Origin of the sequence: Pseudomonas macauensis (genome assembly GCF_047902425.1) — a bacterium.
Lineage (GTDB): Bacteria > Pseudomonadota > Gammaproteobacteria > Pseudomonadales > Pseudomonadaceae > Pseudomonas.
The window spans coordinates 4,841,569-4,859,155 of the sequence record NZ_CP138377.1 but is presented as its reverse complement, the minus strand read 5'-3'; the positions used below and the strand labels follow the sequence as shown (position 1 = coordinate 4,859,155).

Genomic DNA, 17,587 nt, shown 5'->3' with positions numbered 1-17,587 from the left:
GCGGGCTGTGGTGTGATCTCGGTTCGAGAACAACAAGCACGGGAGTCACTCGTCCATGTCCGCCACCCTGTCTCTGCAACAGCCACTGGCCGAGGGCCTGGCTCGCTACGGCTTCGGCGCCCTGTCGCTGGCTGCGCTGAAGGACCGCTACGCTGCGCCGGAAACCGGCTCGCGCTTCATCAACGTCGACGGCTTCGACATCCATTACCGTGACGAAGGCAGCCGCGACAAGCCGGTGCTGGTGATGGTCCACGGCGTGATGGCGTCGCTGCACACCTGGGACGGCTGGGTCGCCGAGCTGAGCGAGCACTTCCGCATCATCCGCCTCGACGTACCGGGTTTCGGCCTCACCGGCGGCGGTCACGACCGCGAATACAGCGGCGAGCGCCTGGTGAAGGTGTTCGGCATGTTCCTCGATCGCCTGGACCTCAAGCACGTCTCCATCGCCGGCAACTCCCTGGGCGGCTACATCGCCTGGAACTATGCGCTGGCGCAACCGCACCGGGTGGAGCGGCTGATCCTGATCGACCCGGCCGGCTACTACATGCAGAAGGTGCCGCTGATGATCGCCAGCGCCGTGTTGCCCGGCGCCGGCATCCTGATGCCGATGTGGATGCCGCGCGCGCTGGTGGCCCAGGGCATCAAGGAAGTCTACGGCGATGCGCGCAAGATCAAACCGGGTGTGATCGACCGCTACTACGACATCAGCCGCCGTCCGGGTAACCGCCGGGCGATGATCGATATCTTCCGCGTGCTGGTGAAGGCCAACCGCGAGGAGCTGACCGGCACCCCGAACCGCGTGGCGGGGCTCAAGGTGCCGACGATGCTGATGTGGGGCGAGCGCGATCGCTGGATTTCGCCGCGCCACGTGCCGATGTGGCAGCGTGATGTGCCGGGGATCGAGGTGAAGGTCTATCCGGGCGTGGGGCATATCCCGATGGAAGAGATTCCCCAGGAGTCGGCGGCGGATGCATTGCGTTTCCTGCATGCCTGAGCCCGACCGCTCCAGGAAAAGCCCGGCCCAGCGCCGGGCTTTTTCGTTCCTACAAGAGCCCCTCACCCTAACCCTCTCCCGCAAGCGGGAGAGGGGACCGTTCGATTTAGGAGGAAACCTTGGCGTCAGCCTGCACGGTCTGCCCCCTCTCCCTCCGGGAGAGGGCTGGGGTGAGGGGAAATACCGGCACCGACTTTCCCGAAGAAGACAGTTGCCCCTACAGGTGCGTCGCACCGGACCGTTTCGTAGGAGCGGATCTTATCCGCGAAACCGGCCGATAGGCCGGCATCTCGAAAACAACGCCGCCCCGACAAGACGGGGCGGCGGTTGCTGCGGCGAAAAACTCAGCCCGCGTGCGCCAGCGGCTGCGGGTCGTACTCCCGACGCACCTCGTGCAGCAGATCGAGGTTGTTGTGCTGCCAGGGATGGAAGTCGGCCCTGAAGAAGTCCAGGTACTCGCGCACCAGCGGGCGGAACACGCCGTGCTTGCCCCAGCTCCACTTCAGCCCGTCGCGCCAGACCCGCCAGTTCCACAGCAGGCCGTCCTTGCGCAGCATGTGGGTGAGGCCACGGAAGGTGTCGAGGACGAAGAAGAAGGTCGCCATGATCATCGCCCGGCGCAGCAGCTTGCGGCTGCCACAGACCTGGTTGTAGACGTCAAAGGCGACCGCCTTGTGCTCGGTCTCTTCCAGCGCGTGCCAGCGCCACAGGCGCTGCATCACCGGGTCGGCGCCCTCCATGGTACGCGGGTCGGTCAGCAGCCCGTTGGCCATGATCGCGGTGATGTGCTCCAGCGCGGCGGTGGCAGCCAGCTGGCGCTTGGCGGGGAATTTCTTCTGGGTGAAACGGATGCGCGCCTGGGCCAGCTTCTCGATGCGCGTGATGTCGTAGCCCTGCTCGCGCAGACGCTGGCTGTACACCAGGTGCTCGCGACTGTGGTGACCTTCCTGGCCGATGAAACCACGGATCTGCTCCTTGAGCACCGGGTCGGTGATGTCCTCGCGGAACTGCCGCACCGAGTCGATGAAGAAGCGCTCGCCGTCGGGGAACAGCACCGACATCGCATCGAACAGATGGGACTTGAAGGCGTCTCCGCCATGCCAGTGACGCGGCAGCGGATCGGGCAGATCGAAGTCCATATGCCGGGGCTTGATTTCCAGTCCCGCGGGGGTGGTGCTGGCCATGGCGGCTCCATTGTTGTGGTTGTCCATGGTCAGTACTGTGGGCTTGTGGGGAAAGCGTCACAAGGTTATTGTCTGCCAACTTTCCGGTCATATCCGGCCAGCGGTCGACACAAGAAAAACGATGAAACAACCGCTCAATTTCACCGCCGAACTGGTGCCCGTCGCCTATGCACAGGCGCTGCTCGATCTTGCCGAGGAGCTGGGCGTGCCCCGCGCGCGCCTGTTCGAGCTGGCCCGTGTGCGCCCCGAGGTGCTGCAAAGCCCCAATGGCCGCCTGTCCTTCATCGACTTCAACCTGCTCGCCGGCACCGCCCTGGCGCACTGCAACGAGCCGGCCTTCGGCCTGCTGCTGGGGCTGCGGCTGAACGTCTCCACCCACGGTATCCTCGGCTACGCGGTGCTCTCCAGCGCCAACCTCGAACGCGCCATCGGCTTCGCCCTGAAGTACTACCGCGTGCTCGGCCTGGCCTACGACCTGGAGATGGTGGAAGACGAAGGCATCTCCTACCTGCGCGCCAGCGAGTCGATCCCGCTCGGGCCGATGGGGCGTTTCGCCGCCGAAGGCCTGATGACCAGCCTCTACACCATCGCCCGCTTCCTCGTCGGCGAACCTTTGCAGGGCGTCAGCGTCGGCTTCGGCCATGCCGCGCCGGCCTACGCGGAGCGTTACGCCGAGGTGTTCGGCGGCGAGGTGTCGTTCGACCAGCCGTTCCATTTCATCGGCCTGCCCAGCGACTACCTGGCGCGGCCCATGGCCCTGGCCAACCCGGCCACCGTGCAGATGTGCGAGCAGCAGTGCGAGGCCCTGTTGGCCACGCTGGACGTGCAGGAAGGGCTGCTGACCCGTATTCGCCGACTGCTGCTGGCGCGTCCCGGCGAGTTCCCCGACCTGGAGACCGTGGCGGGCGAGTTGCACACCAGCGGCCGCAGCCTGCGTCGACATTTATCGAACCTGGGCACCACCTACCAGGAAGTGCTCGACGACGTGCGCAAGCGCCTGGCCCTGCAGTACCTCACCACCACACACCTGCCGCTCTACGAGATCGCGCTGCTGCTGGGCTTCAACGACCCGTCGAACTTCCGTCGGGCGTTCAGGAAATGGACCGGCAAGCTGCCGACCGACTACCGCCGGGACGATTGAGCCGGCTCGCCAGGGCAGGGTGGAATAGGCGAAAATGCCGGTCCGCCCAATCCCATCGAGTGAGCCCGTGATGAGTGAGCAGCCCGCGCTGATCCGCGAAACCTTCCCCGTCGGCCCGTTGCAATGCAACTGCACCATCATCGGCGACCCGCTGACGAAGAAGGCCATCGTCGTCGATCCGGGCGGTGACCACGAACTCATCCTGCAGCGTCTCGACGCGCTGGGGCTGAAGGTGGTCAGCATCATCCACACCCACGCGCACCTCGATCATTTCCTCGCCTCCGGGCAGATGAAGGAAAAGACCGGTGCCACCCTGCACCTGCACAAGGATGACCAGTTCCTCTGGGACAACCTGGAGATGCAGTGCCGCATGTTCGGCGTGCCCTACACCCCGGTGCCGTCGCCGGACCAGTGGCTGGCGGATGACGAGGAACTGGCCTGCGGTTGCGGCGTGGCGCTGCACACGCCGGGGCATACGCCGGGCTCGATGAGCTTCTGGTTCCCCAAGGACAAGCTGCTGATCGCCGGCGACACCCTGTTCCGCCGCAGCATCGGTCGCACGGACCTGTGGGGCGGTGATTACGACACCATCGAGCGTTCGATCCGCGAGCGTCTGTATTCGTTGGACGAGGAGGCCACCGTGGTGACCGGCCACGGTCCGGATACCTGTCTGGGCGACGAGATGCGCGAGAACCCATTCATTCGGGCCTGATGGCGCGCGTTAAGGAAAATTGAATCTTTTTGCTGTTGTATGATCTAACCAGCGCCCAATCGGGCGATTTCGTTATCCAGGAGTCTTCCTTCATGTTCACTGCACGTAGTCTGTCCATGGTCGCGGCTGCCACCGTCCTCGCTCTCATGGCCGGTTGCGCTTCCCAGAATCCTTATGATCCCAACACCCAGGCCCCGGCCGAGGGTGGCATGAGCAAGACCGCCAAGTACGGTGCCCTGGGCGCGCTGGCCGGCGCTGTCGCCGGTGCCGCGATCAACCACGACAACCGTGGCAAGGGCGCGATGATCGGCGCTGCCGCCATCGGTGCCGCCGCCGCCGGTTACGGCTACTACGCCGACAAGCAGGAAGCCAAGCTGCGCCAGCAGATGCAAGGCACCGGCGTACAGGTCGAGCGCCAGGGCGATGACATCAAGCTGATCATGCCGGGCAACATCACCTTCGCCACCGACTCGGCGAACATTGCTCCGTCCTTCTACACCCCGCTGAACAACCTGGCCAACTCCTTCAAGGAGTTCAACCAGAACAGCATCGAGATCGTCGGTTACACCGACAGCACCGGCAGCCGCCAGCACAACATGGACCTGTCCCAGCGTCGTGCGCAGTCCGTGGCCGCATACCTGACCTCCCAAGGCGTAGACTCCACCCGCGTAAGCACCCGTGGCATGGGCCCGGACCAGCCGATCGCGTCCAACGCCGACGCCAACGGCCGCGCGCAGAACCGCCGCGTCGAAGTGAACCTGAAGGCCCTGCCGGGCGCGCAGACTCAGCAGTACCAGCAGTAAGCGCCGCCCATGAAAAAGCCCGCCGATTGGCGGGCTTTTTCATGGGCGTCTTTTTTTGGGGGAATTCGTGTCACGGTTGTACGCGCTACGTTCCTGGGTTGCACGTGGCACGGGGCCGAACCTGTAGGAGCGAGCTTGCTCGCGAACCCCAGCCCCGCAGCGGGGGCTGTTCGCGAGCAAGCTCGCTCCTACAAAAAACTCACGCTTTGGCAGCGGCCGGAAACTCGCGGTGCAGCTGCGCCAGTATCTGGTCCTTTCGCTCCCAGAGCTGGTTCACCCACAGCTGGAATTCGGCGCGGTAGCCCTCGTCCTGGTCGTAGCTCTTGCCGACGAACTGGCGCGGAATCTCCAGCTCCTCGAAACGCACCACCACTTCGCGCAGCTTGCCCGACAGCAGGCACCAGAAGGTCGGGCGGCCGTCGGGGTAGTGGATGGTGACGTTCACCAGGGTGCGCAGTTGTTCGCCCATGGCGTCGAGGACGAAGGCGATACCGCCGGCCTTGGGCTTGAGCAGGTAGCGGAAGGGCGACTGCTGTTCGTCGTGCTTGGCCGGGGTGAAGCGGGTGCCTTCGAGGAAGTTGAAGATCGACACCGGAATCCGGCTGAACTTGGCGCACGCCTTGCGGGTGGTCTCCAGGTCCTTGCCTTTCTTCTCCGGGTGCTTGGCGAGATACGCCTTGGTGTAGCGCTTCATGAAGGGGAAATCGAGCGCCCACCAGCACAGGCCGATGATCGGAACCCAGATCAGTTCCTGCTTGAGGAAGAAGCGCAGCAGCGGCACGCGGCGGTTGAGCTGGTACTGCAGGACGAGGATGTCGACCCAGCTCTGGTGGTTGCTGGTGACCAGGTAGGAGTGCTCGTACTCCAGGCTTTCCAGGCCCTTGACGTCCCAGCGGGTGTCGCGGACCAGGTTCATCCAGCCCTTGTTGCAGCCGATCCAGCCTTCGGCGATCAGGCTCATGATCTTGCTGCAGACGCTTTGTGCAGCCGCGAATGGCAACAGGATCTTCACCAGGGTCATGCTGAACAGCAGGGTTGCCCAGCACAACGTGCTGACGAACAGGATGAGGCTGGCGAGGATGCCGCGCAGGCTGGCAGGAAGGAAACTCAACATCGAGGAATGGTCCTTGTACGTGGGCGCCCGGTCCACCGGGCGCGTGAAGCGTTCTCGGGCACATCCTCGTGCCGGGTTGTCAGCCGTCCTTGCCGCTGTCGGCCTGGATCGCGGTGAGCGCGATGGTGTAGACGATGTCGTCCACCAGCGCGCCGCGCGACAGGTCGTTCACCGGTTTGCGCAGCCCCTGCAGCATCGGCCCGATGCTGACGCAGTCGGCGCTGCGCTGGACGGCCTTGTAGGTGGTGTTCCCGGTGTTCAGGTCGGGGAACACGAACACGTTGGCGCGTCCTGCCACCGGGCTGTCGGGTGCCTTCTGGCGGCCGACGCTGGCGATGGCGGCGGCATCATACTGCAAGGGGCCATCAATCAACAGATCGGGGCGTTTTTCCTGCGCGATGCGCGTGGCTTCACGCACTTTCTCGACATCTGCGCCACTTCCGGAGTCGCCGGTGGAGTAGCTGATCATCGCCACCCGCGGGGTGATGCCGAAGGCCTGCGCGGAGTCGGCACTTTGCAGTGCGATCTCCGCCAGGTCACTGGCCGAAGGATCGGGATTCACCGCGCAGTCGCCATAGACCACCACCTGGTCGGGCAGCAGCATGAAGAACACCGAGGACACCAGGTTGTAGCCGGGCGCGGTCTTGATCAGCTGCAGCGCCGGGCGAATAGTGTTGGCGGTGGTGTGGATGGCACCGGAGACCAGACCGTCCACTTCGTCCAGGGCGAGCATCATGGTGCCCAGCACCGTGTTGTCTTCCAGCTGCTGCTCGGCCATCGGCGCGTTCAGGCTCTTGCCCTTGCGCAGTTCGACCATGGGCTCGACGTAGCGGCTGCGCACCAGGTCCGGGTCGATGATTTCCAGGTCCTCGGGCAGCACGATGCCGAGCATCTGCGCCACCGCCTGCACGTCGTCGGGCTTGGCCAGCAGCACGCAGCGGGCGATGCCGCGCGCATGGCAGATCGAGGCGGCCTGCACGGTGCGCGGCTCGCTGCCTTCGGGCAGGACGATGCGCTTGCCCGCGCGGTTGGCGCGCTGGGTCAGCTGGTAGCGGAACACCGGCGGCGACAGGCGCAGTTCGTGGGGCGCGCCGCAGCGGTCCTTCAGCCATTCGAAGTCGATGTGTCCGGCGACGAACTCGGTGACGCGCTCGGCGCGCTCGCGGTCATCCACCGGGATTTCCTTGTTCATCCGGGTAAGGTCGCCGGCGGTGTCGAAGGAGCCGGTCTTCACCGTCAGTACCGGCAGGCCGCTCTGCAGTGCGCTGCGGCACAGCTCCATGATCCGTGCGTCAGGCGTCAGCCCCGAGCACAGCAGCAGGCCGGCCAGCGGCACGCCGTTCATGGCGGCCAGGCAGGAGGCGAGGATGATGTCGTCGCGGTCGCCCGGCACCACCACCAGCACACCGGGCTTGAGCAGGTGCACGGTGTTCGGCGCCGAGGGGGCGCAGAGGATGATCTTCTGCACGCGGCGTTGTTCGTAGTCGCCGGCGTTGAGCACGCTGGCATCCAGCAGGTCGGCCACGTCGCGGGTTCGTGGGGCGTTCATCTCGTCCTGCCAAGGAATGCAGCCGAGCAGGCGCACGTCGCCGTCGCGCAGCAGCGACGAGTGTTCCTTCAGGCGTTCGCCGAACAGGCGGGCGGCGGCCTCCGCGTCGCGCGGTGCGTCGTCGCTTTCGCCGCCGCGCACCTTGTTCACGATCAGCCCGGCCAGGTTCGGATCGCGCGGGCCGCCGAACAGCTGGGCGAGGATTTCGATGCGGTCGGACAGTTCCTTCACCGTCTCGTTGTCCGGCGCCGACACCAGGATCACCTCGGCGTCCACGCTGCGCGCCAGGTGCCCGTTGATGCGCGCGGCGTAGCTGGCGTGCTTGGTCGGCACCATGCCCTCGACGATCATGACGTCCTTGTCTTCCGCCGCCTGGTTGAACATCCCGACGATGTCTTCCAGCAGCTCGTCGAGCATGCCATCGCCGAGCATGCGCTCGACCTTGGCCAGCGACAGCGGGGTAGGGGCATTGAGGCCGTGGGTGCGGGCGACCAGCTCGCTGGATCGTTCCGGGCCGTCGTCGCCAGCGTGGGGTTGGGCGATGGGTTTGAAGAAACCGACTTTAAGGCCGGCGCGTTGCAGGGCGCGGATCAGGCCCAGGCTGGTGGACGTCAGGCCGACACCGAAACCGGTCGGCGCGAGGAAGAAGGTGTGCATCCGGGCTCCTTAAGCCGTGCGGGAAAGGGCGCTGCCCTTGTGGGGCAGGCCCTGGAATCTTCAGTCGAGGACGGCCAGGGTGTCGAGTGCGATCTGCCGTTCCTCGTTGGTGGGAATCACCAGCACCCGGGGATGGCCGGGCAGGTGGATCGGTCCGCCGACGCCGCGTACGCAGCGGGCGTTGGCTTCGCCGTCGAGTTCGAGATTGAGTACGTGCAGGTGCTTCACCGTGAGGTTGCGCACCAGGGCCGAGTTCTCGCCGATGCCGCCGGTGAAGATGATGCCGTCCAGGCGCGGCAGCGCACAGGTCAGCGAGGCGAGGGACTTGGCCAATCGGTAACAGAATACTTCGATGGCCAGCGCCGCGCCGGCGTGGCCCTGTTCGCGGGCGTGTTCCAGGGTGCGCATGTCGTTGGACAGCCCCGACAGGCCAAGCAGGCCGCTGTCGTGGTTGAGCATGTGGTCGATCTTCTCCAGGCTCCAGCCCAGGGTGCGCGCCAGGTGGCTGTGCAGGTTCGGATCGACGTCACCCGAGCGGGTGCCCATCATCAGGCCTTCCAGCGGAGTCAGGCCCATGCTGGTGTCGCGGCTCTGGCCGTTGGCGATGGCGCAGGTCGAGCTGCCGTTGCCCAGGTGCGCCGACAGCCAGTTGCTGTCGCCCACCGCCAGCCCGCTCATCTCGGCGGCCATGTGGCTGACGTAGCGGTGGCTGGTGCCGTGGAAGCCGTAGCGGCGTACGTGCTGCTCGCGGTACAACGGCTCGGGGATGGCGTAGCGGTAGGCGCGCTCGGGCAGGCTCTGGTGGAAGGCGGTGTCGAACACGGCGATGTGCGGCAGGTTCGGGTAGAGCGCCAGGGCGGCGTCGATGCCCAGCAGGTTGGCCGGGTTGTGCAGCGGCGCGAGCGGCGAGGTTTCGCGGATTGCGCCCAGGACTTCGTCATTCAGCCGCGAGGCCTGGGTGAAGCGTTCGCCGCCGTGCACCACGCGGTGGCCGATGGCATGCAGTTCGCCCTGGGCGGCTTCATTCACCAGCGGCAGCAGGCGGGCGAGGGCGGCCTGGTGGTCGCCGCCGGGCAGTTCCAGGGTCTGTGGCTGCGCGTCGCCCTCGCCCTGCCAGCGCAGGCTGGCGCCGGTGGAGCCGAGGCGTTCGGCCAGGCCGTGGAGGATGAAGTCGTCGCGCCCCTCTCGAACCAGGGCGAATTTGATCGAAGAACTGCCGCAGTTGATCACCAGGATGTTGCGTGCCGGCATGCCTACTCCTTGTCGCTGTTCTGTTCCTTGGCGCACCAGCCGCAGGGGAAGAGCCGGCCGATCTGCGCTTGACGTTGCTGCGGGTCCAGCACCCAGGGCCGGGATTGCCAGGGTGGCTGGTGCCGCAGGTGCTGGGTATGGCCGCAGGACAAGACTGCCACCCAGTACCCGTCTTCATCCTGATGAAAGTCAAGCAGGCGCGGGGCGTCCGCGTTGTCCCGTCCGTCCGTCTTCGGGTCGCATTCGGGGGCGTCGCAGCGTAAACTTGCGCGCTCAACTTCTATATCAGAAAGGTTTCGTACCATGCAGATCGCGGCCAACAAGGCGGTTTCCATCGACTATACCCTGACCAACGACGCAGGTGAGGTCATCGACAGCTCCGCCGGCGGCGCTCCGCTGGTCTACCTGCACGGTGCCCACAACATCATCGCCGGCCTGGAAAAGGCCCTGGAAGGCAAGCAGGTTGGCGACGAGCTGGACGTCACCATCGAGCCGGCCGACGCCTACGGCGAGTACAGCGCCGAACTGGTCGCCACCCTGACCCGTGAAATGTTCGAAGGCGTGGACGAGCTGGAAGTTGGCATGCAGTTCCACGCTTCCGCTCCGGACGGCGGCATGCAGATCGTCACCATCCGCGACATCGACGGCGACGACGTGACCGTCGACGGCAACCACCCCCTGGCCGGCCAGCGCCTGAACTTCAAGGTGAAGGTGGTCAACGTGCGTGACGCTTCCGCCGAAGAAGTCGCCCACGGCCACATCCACGGCGAAGGTGGTCACCACCACTGATCGTTTTCACCGGTCGGATGTGACCGGGTGAAGCCATCATTGAGCTGCTAAGCTCATCTGGGAAAGGCGCCTTCGGGCGCCTTTCTCATGCAGCCTTTCTAGTGCAACAAGGCCAGGGCATTTTTTCCCGTATCGATTGGGATGGCGCAGAGCGACGGACCCGCTGTCCGCCCCTGCGCGGGCACGCTGTGCCTACCTCTTCAAGGAGTAAGCAATGAGCGCTTTTCACGGTCTGACGCTGCAAGGGCTCGACGGCCAGGATCTGCCGCTGGCCCCGCTCAAGGGCAAGGTCGTGCTGGTGGTCAACGTCGCCTCGAAGTGCGGCCTGACTCCGCAGTACGCCGGTCTGGAGAATCTCTACCAGCAATACAAGGATCAGGGTTTCGTGGTGCTCGGCCTGCCGTGCAACCAGTTCGCCGGGCAGGAGCCTGGCAGTGAAGCCGAGATCCAGTCGTTCTGTTCGTTGAACTACGGGGTCAGTTTCCCGATGTCCTCCAAGCTGGACGTCAACGGTTCGGAACGCCACCCGCTGTACCGACTGCTGGCGGGCGAGGGCGCCGAGTTCCCCGGCGACATCACCTGGAACTTCGAGAAGTTCCTGCTCGCCCCGGACGGCCGCGTGCTGGCGCGATTCAGTCCGCGCACCGCGCCGGACGATCCCGCGCTGGTGCATGCCATCGAGAAGGCGCTGGGCGCCTGATCCTTCCGGCGGGAGAGGGCGCTTGCGCCAATCCCGCCGGCATTTCTCCCACTCGACTTGTTCCGCGCCGAGCGTGGCGGCTTAATCGGGCGACCTGCCCGAGGAATCCGTCATGAGCCGTTTCGCCGCCGAATCATCCTGCCTGCCCGCAACCCCCGATGCGTTGCGCGCGCTGATCGAACAGCGCCGCGCGGTGCGGCGCTTCCTCGATGAGCCGGTGCCGGATGCCGTGCTGCGCGATTGCCTGGAGCAGGCGGTGCTCGCGCCCAACGCCTGCAACCTGCAGCCATGGAGTTTTCAGGTGATCCGCGATGCCGAGTTGCGTCGCCAGCTGGTGCCTGTGTGCCTGGGGCAGAACGCGGCGCGCACGGCGCCAGTGCTGATCGCCGTGCTGGCGCGCCCGGATACCTGGCGCGAGTCCTGCGCGGCGATCCTCGACCAGTGGCCGGAGCCGCAGGTGCCGGAGAAGGTGCGGGACTTCTACCAGCGCACCGCGCCCTTCCAGTACAACCAGGGGGCATTCGGCCTGCGCGGGCTGTTCAAGCGCACCCTCTATGCGTTCGTCGGCCTGCGCCGTGCGCTGATGCGCCAGCCCAACAGCCACGCGGAGATGCGCCTGTGGGCGGTGAAGTCCACCGCGCTGGCGGCGCAGAACCTGATGCTCGCCCTGCAGAGCCACGGCCTCGCCAGTTGCCCGATGGAGGGCTTCGACGAAGTACGGCTGCGCAAGGTGCTGGATATTCCCCGCCGCGCCGTGCCGATCATGCTGCTGGCGGTGGGGCGCGCCGCCGACAATGGCGTCTACAACGCGCGCCTGCGCTTCCCGCTGGAGCAGCGCGTCAGCTGGCACTGACCGCGTCGGGGCGGGTCATCACGCCCATGCGGCCGCCACCGAACGACCAGTCGTCCGCCTCGCTGCTGGTGATCTGCACCATCACGTCCTCGCTGGCGATGCCCAGCCGTTCGCCCAGCAGCGCGTTCAGGTGCCGGTAGAAAGCCTGTTTGGTCTGCGCGTCGCGGGGGCGGCCGATGGTGATGGCGATCAGCACGAAGTCGTCGCTGCGCGGCCCGCCCAGATAGCCGCGGTTGTAGATGAACTCCTCCGGCTCGTGCTGGTGGATCATCACGAACTGATCGCCTTCCGGCACGTTGAAGGCTTCGTGCATGGCATCGTAGACGGTATCGGCCAGCTCGTGCAGGTACTGCGGTTGTTTGCCTTTGCGCAGGGAAATGCGAACGGTGGGCATGGTGCCGCTCCTCGGTTGGTGATTGACGATTCCAGGCTAGCGCGGCAGGTTGATTCGGAAAATCGGGAAATATTTCACCGATAGTTCGATTAAATGGGATGGTTGCCATGATCCGCATCAACTTCGATCTGGACGTGCTGCGCACCTTCGTCACCGGCATCGAGCTGGGCAGCTTCGCCCGCGCCGCGGATCGCCTGGGCCGCTCCACCTCCGCCGTCAGCGCGCAGTTGAAGAAGCTGGAGGAGCAGGCCGGCACCCCGGTGCTGCGCCGTGAAGGCCGTGGCATGGCGCTGACCGAGGCGGGCGAGACGCTGCTCGCCTATGCCCGCCGACTGCTGGAACTGAACGACGAGGCCGCTGGCGCCCTGCGCGGCGGATCACTGGAAGGCCGCGTGCGCCTGGGGCTGCAGGAAGACTTCGGCGAAACCCTGCTGCCCGCCGTGCTGGCCCGCTTCGCCCGTGCCCATCCGAAGGTGCGTATCGAGGTGCGCACGGCGCGCAACCAGCAACTGATCGAAGGCGTGCGCAACGGCGAGCTGGACCTGGCGCTGGCCTGGGAAACCGGCGAGCGCACGGCGCACATGGAGCGTATCGGCGCCGTGCCGCAATGTTGGATCGGCGCGCCCGACAGCCTGCCGGTGCCCGGCGCGGAACCGTTGCCCCTGGTCATGCTGGAGTCCCCGTGCCTGCTGCGCAGCGCGGCGACGGAGGCGTTGGACCGCGCGGGTATCGCCTGGCGCGTGGCGTTCACCAGCGCCGGGCTGTCGGGTATCTGGGCGGCGGTGGCGGCCGGGCTGGGCATTGGCCTGCGTACGCCCATCGGCTTGCCGGCCAGTATCGAGCGGCTCGACCCTGAGCGTGCCGGGCTGCCGGTCATGGCGCCGCTGGGGCTGTGCCTGCATCGCGGCGAGGCCGAGCCCGAAGCGGTGGTGGCGCGCCTGCGCGAACTGCTCTGCGAAGGCGTTGCCGAGCTGCTGGCAAACCCGGCCTTTCACTGATCCGCTTCTGAGGGAAAATCACCGCGATCAATGATGCTGGGAAAAGCGAGACGACCGGTCATATTCTTGCTCCCCATGAACAGCATTCGACTCGACAAACGCGACCTGATCCTCGCCAAGGGCTCCCTGGCGATGACCCGTTGCGGCTACCACGGCACCGGCGTGCAGGACATCGTCCAGGCCGCCGGCATCCCCAAGGGCTCCTTCTATCACTATTTCGAGAGCAAGGAAGACTTCGCCCTGCAGGCCCTGGAGCACCTTTACGCGCCGCGCCTGGCCCGCTACGCCGAAGCCCTCGGCAACCCGGCGCTGGGCCCACGTGCGCGCATCCTCACCTATTACCGCGAGCTGCTGGCGCACTTTGCCCGCCAGGAGAAGCTTGAATACCACTGCCTCATCGGCAGCCTGAGCTATGAGATGGCCGAGCTGTCGCCGGCCATCGCCGAGCGCATCGACAGCATCCTGCAGCAGTCCATCGATACCCTGCGCGACTGCCTCGCTGACGCCCAGCGTGCCGGTGAGTTGCCGGCCGCGGAGAACGTCGAGCACCTGGCTGAGTTCGTCGGCAATGCCTGGCAGGGTGTGCTGGCGCGACTGAAGGTCAGCGCCTCGCTCAAACCCGTGGAGCGTTTCATCGAACGCCTGGAGCACCTGCTTCAGGCCTGATCTGCCTGAGTCATCCCAACCCTTCATAGCCCTTCATAAAAGAATGAGACGACCGGTCGCCTGGTCGTCATGGAGACTTCAATGACCGCATCCGTAGACACCCTGTTCTCGCCTTTCCGCCTGGGCGACCTGGAACTGCCCACGCGTATCGTGATGGCGCCGATGACCCGCAACTTCAGCCCGGGCGGCGTGCCCCATGCCCAGGTGGTGGAGTACTACCGCCGCCGCGCCGCCGCCGGTGTCGGCCTGATCGTCACCGAAGGCACCACGGTCAACCACAAGGCCGCCAACGGCTACCCGAACGTGCCGCGCTTCCATGGTGAAGACGCCCTGGCCGGCTGGAAGCAGGTGGTCGACGCCGTGCATGCCGAAGGCGGCAAGATCGTCCCGCAGCTCTGGCATGTCGGCGCCGTGCGCCGCCTGGGCACCGAACCGGACGCCAGCGTCCCGGGCTACGGCCCCAGCGGCAAGGAAAAGGACGGCACCGTGCTGGTCCATGAGATGACCAAGCAAGACATCCAGGACGTCATCGCCGCCTTTGCCCAGGCCGCCCGCGACGCCAAGGCCATCGGCATGGACGGCGTGGAAATCCACGGCGCCCACGGCTACCTGATCGACCAGTTCTTCTGGGACGGCAGCAACAAGCGCACCGACGAATACGGCGGCAGCCTGGCCAACCGCTCGCGCTTCGCCATCGAGCTGATCCGCGCCGTGCGCGAGGCTGTCGGCCCCGACTACCCGATCATCTTCCGCTTCTCCCAGTGGAAGCAGCAGGACTACAGCGCCCGTCTGGTGCAGACCGCCGAGGAGCTGGAAGCCTTCCTCAAGCCGCTGTCGGACGCCGGTGTGGATATCTTCCACTGCTCGACCCGCCGCTTCTGGATTCCTGAATTCGAAGGCTCCGAGCTCAACCTGGCCGGCTGGACCCGCCAGCTCACCGGCAAGCCGACCATCACCGTCGGTAACGTCGGCCTGGACGGCAGCGAGTTCCTGGCCTTCTTCGGCAACACCCAGGAAGTCGCCCAGCCTTCGGGCATCGAGGGCCTGCTGGAGCGCCTGAACAAGGAAGAGTTCGACCTGGTCGCCGTCGGCCGTGCGCTGCTGGTCGACCCAGACTGGGCGCTGAAAGTGCGCGATGGCCGCCTGGCCGATATCAAGCCGTTCAGCCGTGATGCGTTGATGTCGCTGGCCTGATTCGCGACCTGATGTGAAAAAGCCCCTGGCGCCGACGGTGCCAGGGGCTTTCGCTTTCTGTAGGAGCGGAGCTTCTCCGCGAAATCCCGGCGCAGCCGGGACAGCGATCCTCACGAAGGCCCCGGCCTGTCGGCCGAGTCGCGGATAAGATCCGTTTCTACGAGAGCACTCTCGCTGCATTCGCTCTATTTATGGCTGGCTATGGATTGCCTGAATGCTCTGAAAGCCCCGTCCTAGGCGTTTACAAATCTTTTCCGAGACCCACCTTTCCGCATGCTGACTTAAGGGTCTGAAACGGGCATTGTATGACCGCGTTCACACAACAATAGGCCGGGATACGGCCATAGGAGTAAGCCATGCGGATCGGCTTGGTGGTCGATGCGACCTGCGACCTGCCCCCCGAATTCCTCGCTGCCAACAACATTCGCGTCCTGCCCATCGGCATTCGCCTGGGCGAGCGCCGTATCGTCGATGATCGCGATCCCGACACCACCCTCAAGTTCTACTCCCAGGATCTGCCCAAGGTCGGCCCCGAGGACGGCAGCGAGCCGCTGACGCCGGCGCAGACCCACGACTGGTTCCTGGAACAACTGGTCACCGACTTCGATTACGTCATCTGCCTGACCGTCACCAGCCAGCGCAGCCCGATCTTCGAACACGCCACCCAGGCCTCCTTCAGCCTGCTGCAGAGCTACAAGGAGCGCCGTACCGCCGCCGGCATCGCCGGGCCCTTCGCGCTGCGGGTGATCGACAGCCAGACGGTGTTCGCCGGCCTCGCCGTGCTGGCCGCCGAAGGTGTGCGCCTGCTCGGCGAAGACCAGCATCCCAACGCTGTGCGCACCCGCCTGGAACAGCTCAGCCAGCAGATGAACACCTTCCTGGTCGCCAGCGACCTGGGGCACATCCGCCGCCGTGGTTTCCAGAAGGGCGACCGCAGCAGCATCGGCGATCGCCTGCGCGGCGCCTTCCTCGGCATTGGCTCGATGCTCGACATGAAGCCGGTGCTGAGCCTGGTGCAGGGTGAGGACAAGCCGGTGTCGGTATCGCCGAACTACGAGAAGTCCGCCGAGCGCCTGCTCAACTTCGCCCGCGCACGGGTCGAGGCGGGCGAGCTGCTGGCACCGCAGATGTGCCTGAGCTACGCCGGCGATCCTTCCGCGCTGCGCGACCTGCCGGGCTTCTCCGCGCTGGAAGCGGCGTGCCAGGCCAAGGGGGTGCAGGTGCACCTGGCGATGCTCAGCCCCACCGGTGGCATCAACCTGGGGGCGGGCGCCATGAGCCTGTCGTTCGCGGCGCAGCCGATCCCCTTCGCCTGACCTTACTTGTGTACGGAAGACCCGCCCACCGGCCCCAGGCGGGTGGTCTTCCTGGACAGCGTCAGGCGGCAGGCTTCCTGTAGATAACTTTCGAAACGTTCCACCACCGCGTCCCAGGCCTGATGGCTGGCGTGGTGACGGGCGTTCAGTCGTACCCGGCGCAGGCGCTCGGGGTCTTCCAGCAACCAGCTGGCCGCGTCGAAGAAGCCCTGGTTGTCCCCCGGGCCCGCCAACGCACCGTTGTGCCCATGGCGGATGTGCTGCCCCGCGGCCGCCTGGTCGAAGGCCACCACGGCCAGGCCCGAAGCCAGCGCTTCCAGCACCACATTGCCGAAGGTTTCCGACAGGCTGGGGAAGAGGAACAGGTCGCCGCTGGCGTAGTGCCGCGCCAGCTCCTCGCCGCGTTGCAGACCGCAGAACACCGCTTCGGGCAGTTCCTTGTGCAGGTGGGTGCGCAGCGGGCCATCGCCGACGATCACCAGGCGCAGCTTGAGCTGCGGGTGTGCCGCGCACAGCGCGCGGAAGCTGCTGCCCAGCAGCGTCAGGTTCTTTTCCGCCGCCAGCCGGCCCACGTGCAACACCGCGATATCGCGCTCGCCCAGGCCCCATTCGCGGCGCAGAGCATCGTCGCGGCGGCCGGGCTGGAACAGCTGGCTGTCGACGCCGCGCGAAAGCTGCGCCAGGCGCTCGAAGCCACGCCGTTGCAGCTCCAGCGACTGGCTGGCGCTGGGCACCAGGGTCTGCTGGGTGCGGTTGTGGAACCAGCGCAGGTAGAGGGTTACCAGGCGCATCAGCGGGCCGAAACCATAGTGCGCGCTGTACTGCTGGAAATTGGTGTGGAAGCCGCTGATCACCGGAATCCGCAGGCGCCGCGCGGCGCGCAGGGCGGCCAGGCCCAGCGGGCCTTCGGTGGCGATGTAGAGCACGTCGGGGCGCAGCCCCTTCCAGTGGCGCAGCAGCTTGTGCAGGCAGGATTGCCCCCACTGCAACCCCGGATAGCCCGGCAGCGGCCAGCCACGGGTCAGCACCAGTTCGGCGTCGCTGTGGCGCCCTCCGTCACACTGCTGCCGTGGCCGCACCACCTGGATCTGATGGCCCAGGCGCAACAGCCCCGCCGCCAGCCGGCCGAGGGTGTTGGCAACGCCGTTGATTTCCGGCGGAAAGGTTTCGCTGATCAGCGCAATGCGCAGGGGCTTTCTGGTCATATACGCAGTGTCGCGACGCGCAGTGGCGCGCCGATGACGCGGCGATGATCGAAATATGACAGCCACA

Annotated in this window: 18 protein-coding genes; 11 read left to right on the top strand and 7 right to left on the bottom strand. The window is 66.0% G+C overall.

Features of this window, described 5'->3' with window-relative positions; genetic code table 11:
- The first annotated feature begins 55 nt into the window (after nt 1-55).
- Nucleotides 56-994 carry an alpha/beta fold hydrolase gene (locus SD196_RS22210; RefSeq protein WP_416310670.1) on the top strand — a complete coding sequence of 313 codons (939 nt, stop codon included), beginning with the start codon at nt 56-58 and terminating at the stop codon, nt 992-994.
- Nucleotides 995-1,338: 344 nt separating this feature from the next.
- On the opposite strand, the gene SD196_RS22205 is transcribed toward SD196_RS22210, so the two are convergent.
- The gene (locus SD196_RS22205; protein ID WP_275608521.1) at nt 1,339-2,178 is read right to left on the bottom strand and encodes a metal-dependent hydrolase; all 840 of its coding nucleotides are present in this window, start codon (nt 2,176-2,178) and stop codon (nt 1,339-1,341) included.
- 121 nt (nt 2,179-2,299) lie between these two features.
- On the opposite strand from SD196_RS22205, the gene SD196_RS22200 reads away from it, so the two are divergent.
- The 3 genes from SD196_RS22200 (at nt 2,300) to SD196_RS22190 (ending at nt 4,834) form a co-directional block, all read left to right on the top strand.
- Nucleotides 2,300-3,319 (top strand): AraC family transcriptional regulator, encoded by a 1,020-nt coding sequence (locus SD196_RS22200; RefSeq protein WP_275608520.1) that lies wholly within the window; start codon nt 2,300-2,302, stop codon nt 3,317-3,319.
- A gap of 70 nt (nt 3,320-3,389) precedes the next feature.
- Complete coding sequence (locus SD196_RS22195) at nt 3,390-4,031, top strand: MBL fold metallo-hydrolase (protein ID WP_207885970.1); 642 nt, start codon at nt 3,390-3,392, stop codon at nt 4,029-4,031.
- A gap of 92 nt (nt 4,032-4,123) precedes the next feature.
- Complete coding sequence (locus SD196_RS22190) at nt 4,124-4,834, top strand: OmpA family protein (protein ID WP_275608519.1); 711 nt, start codon at nt 4,124-4,126, stop codon at nt 4,832-4,834.
- A gap of 199 nt (nt 4,835-5,033) precedes the next feature.
- Here the strand turns inward: SD196_RS22190 and SD196_RS22185 are convergent, their stop codons facing one another.
- The 4 genes from SD196_RS22185 to SD196_RS22170 form a co-directional block, all read right to left on the bottom strand.
- Complete coding sequence (locus SD196_RS22185; protein ID WP_343577462.1) at nt 5,034-5,948, bottom strand: acyltransferase; 915 nt, start codon at nt 5,946-5,948, stop codon at nt 5,034-5,036.
- Between the two features lie 79 nt (nt 5,949-6,027).
- Nucleotides 6,028-8,154, bottom strand: coding sequence for a phosphate acetyltransferase (pta, locus tag SD196_RS22180; protein ID WP_331319235.1), 2,127 nt, complete (start codon nt 8,152-8,154; stop codon nt 6,028-6,030).
- Nucleotides 8,155-8,214: 60 nt separating this feature from the next.
- Nucleotides 8,215-9,405, bottom strand: a complete 1,191-nt coding sequence (locus tag SD196_RS22175; RefSeq protein ID WP_331319234.1) for an acetate kinase — start codon at nt 9,403-9,405, stop codon at nt 8,215-8,217.
- 2 nt (nt 9,406-9,407) lie between these two features.
- A complete protein-coding gene (locus SD196_RS22170) occupies nt 9,408-9,740 on the bottom strand; it encodes a DUF3565 domain-containing protein (protein ID WP_243806424.1) in 333 nt (110 codons plus the stop codon).
- On the opposite strand from SD196_RS22170, the gene SD196_RS22165 reads away from it, so the two are divergent.
- From SD196_RS22165 to SD196_RS22155, 3 genes are all read left to right on the top strand, one after another.
- Nucleotides 9,709-10,194, top strand: coding sequence for an FKBP-type peptidyl-prolyl cis-trans isomerase (locus SD196_RS22165; protein ID WP_275608515.1), 486 nt, complete (start codon nt 9,709-9,711; stop codon nt 10,192-10,194). The genes SD196_RS22170 and SD196_RS22165 overlap by 32 nt on opposite strands.
- 214 nt (nt 10,195-10,408) lie before the next feature.
- Nucleotides 10,409-10,894 carry a glutathione peroxidase gene (locus tag SD196_RS22160; RefSeq protein WP_331319233.1) on the top strand — a complete coding sequence of 162 codons (486 nt, stop codon included), beginning with the start codon at nt 10,409-10,411 and terminating at the stop codon, nt 10,892-10,894.
- Between the two features lie 112 nt (nt 10,895-11,006).
- Nucleotides 11,007-11,747, top strand: a complete 741-nt coding sequence (locus SD196_RS22155) for a nitroreductase family protein (protein ID WP_331319232.1) — start codon at nt 11,007-11,009, stop codon at nt 11,745-11,747.
- Here the strand turns inward: SD196_RS22155 and SD196_RS22150 are convergent.
- On the bottom strand, nt 11,734-12,141 hold the full coding sequence (locus SD196_RS22150) for a tautomerase family protein (RefSeq protein WP_275608512.1): 408 nt from the start codon (nt 12,139-12,141) through the stop codon (nt 11,734-11,736). The two genes, SD196_RS22155 and SD196_RS22150, sit on opposite strands and share 14 nt — an antisense overlap.
- 107 nt (nt 12,142-12,248) lie before the next feature.
- Between SD196_RS22150 and SD196_RS22145 the strand changes: the two genes are divergently transcribed.
- The 4 genes from SD196_RS22145 to SD196_RS22130 all read left to right on the top strand — a co-directional run bounded on the left by SD196_RS22145 (nt 12,249) and on the right by SD196_RS22130 (nt 16,315).
- A complete protein-coding gene (locus tag SD196_RS22145; RefSeq protein ID WP_343577471.1) occupies nt 12,249-13,139 on the top strand; it encodes a LysR substrate-binding domain-containing protein in 891 nt (296 codons plus the stop codon).
- A 75-nt stretch (nt 13,140-13,214) separates the two neighbouring features.
- Nucleotides 13,215-13,805: a TetR/AcrR family transcriptional regulator gene (locus tag SD196_RS22140; protein WP_331319229.1), complete on the top strand. Its 591-nt coding sequence runs from the start codon at nt 13,215-13,217 to the stop codon at nt 13,803-13,805.
- A gap of 81 nt (nt 13,806-13,886) precedes the next feature.
- Complete coding sequence (locus tag SD196_RS22135) at nt 13,887-14,999, top strand: NADH:flavin oxidoreductase (RefSeq protein WP_275608509.1); 1,113 nt, start codon at nt 13,887-13,889, stop codon at nt 14,997-14,999.
- Between the two features lie 356 nt (nt 15,000-15,355).
- Nucleotides 15,356-16,315 carry a DegV family protein gene (locus SD196_RS22130; RefSeq protein ID WP_275608508.1) on the top strand — a complete coding sequence of 320 codons (960 nt, stop codon included), beginning with the start codon at nt 15,356-15,358 and terminating at the stop codon, nt 16,313-16,315.
- A gap of 2 nt (nt 16,316-16,317) precedes the next feature.
- Here SD196_RS22130 and SD196_RS22125 read toward each other — a convergent pair whose 3' ends face one another.
- Nucleotides 16,318-17,520, bottom strand: a complete 1,203-nt coding sequence (locus SD196_RS22125; protein WP_416310669.1) for a glycosyltransferase family 4 protein — start codon at nt 17,518-17,520, stop codon at nt 16,318-16,320.
- Nucleotides 17,521-17,587 lie beyond the last annotated feature (67 nt).

What these genes read in the sequence shown, in the direction of transcription:
- SD196_RS22140 (WP_331319229.1), top strand. Translation starts at nt 13,215, where the DNA reads ATGAACAGCATTCGACTCGACAAACGCGACCTGATCCTCGCCAAGGGC.
- SD196_RS22165 (WP_275608515.1), top strand. Translation starts at nt 9,709, where the DNA reads ATGCAGATCGCGGCCAACAAGGCGGTTTCCATCGACTATACCCTGACC.
- SD196_RS22200 (WP_275608520.1), top strand. Translation starts at nt 2,300, where the DNA reads ATGAAACAACCGCTCAATTTCACCGCCGAACTGGTGCCCGTCGCCTAT.
- SD196_RS22135 (WP_275608509.1), top strand. Translation starts at nt 13,887, where the DNA reads ATGACCGCATCCGTAGACACCCTGTTCTCGCCTTTCCGCCTGGGCGAC.
- SD196_RS22190 (WP_275608519.1), top strand. Translation starts at nt 4,124, where the DNA reads ATGTTCACTGCACGTAGTCTGTCCATGGTCGCGGCTGCCACCGTCCTC.
- SD196_RS22125 (WP_416310669.1), bottom strand. Translation starts at nt 17,520, where the DNA reads ATGACCAGAAAGCCCCTGCGCATTGCGCTGATCAGCGAAACCTTTCCG.
- SD196_RS22170 (WP_243806424.1), bottom strand. Translation starts at nt 9,740, where the DNA reads ATGGAAACCGCCTTGTTGGCCGCGATCTGCATGGTACGAAACCTTTCT.
- pta (WP_331319235.1), bottom strand. Translation starts at nt 8,154, where the DNA reads ATGCACACCTTCTTCCTCGCGCCGACCGGTTTCGGTGTCGGCCTGACG.
- SD196_RS22210 (WP_416310670.1), top strand. Translation starts at nt 56, where the DNA reads ATGTCCGCCACCCTGTCTCTGCAACAGCCACTGGCCGAGGGCCTGGCT.
- SD196_RS22185 (WP_343577462.1), bottom strand. Translation starts at nt 5,948, where the DNA reads ATGTTGAGTTTCCTTCCTGCCAGCCTGCGCGGCATCCTCGCCAGCCTC.
- SD196_RS22150 (WP_275608512.1), bottom strand. Translation starts at nt 12,141, where the DNA reads ATGCCCACCGTTCGCATTTCCCTGCGCAAAGGCAAACAACCGCAGTAC.
- SD196_RS22160 (WP_331319233.1), top strand. Translation starts at nt 10,409, where the DNA reads ATGAGCGCTTTTCACGGTCTGACGCTGCAAGGGCTCGACGGCCAGGAT.
- SD196_RS22155 (WP_331319232.1), top strand. Translation starts at nt 11,007, where the DNA reads ATGAGCCGTTTCGCCGCCGAATCATCCTGCCTGCCCGCAACCCCCGAT.
- SD196_RS22205 (WP_275608521.1), bottom strand. Translation starts at nt 2,178, where the DNA reads ATGGCCAGCACCACCCCCGCGGGACTGGAAATCAAGCCCCGGCATATG.
- SD196_RS22130 (WP_275608508.1), top strand. Translation starts at nt 15,356, where the DNA reads ATGCGGATCGGCTTGGTGGTCGATGCGACCTGCGACCTGCCCCCCGAA.
- SD196_RS22145 (WP_343577471.1), top strand. Translation starts at nt 12,249, where the DNA reads ATGATCCGCATCAACTTCGATCTGGACGTGCTGCGCACCTTCGTCACC.
- SD196_RS22175 (WP_331319234.1), bottom strand. Translation starts at nt 9,405, where the DNA reads ATGCCGGCACGCAACATCCTGGTGATCAACTGCGGCAGTTCTTCGATC.
- SD196_RS22195 (WP_207885970.1), top strand. Translation starts at nt 3,390, where the DNA reads ATGAGTGAGCAGCCCGCGCTGATCCGCGAAACCTTCCCCGTCGGCCCG.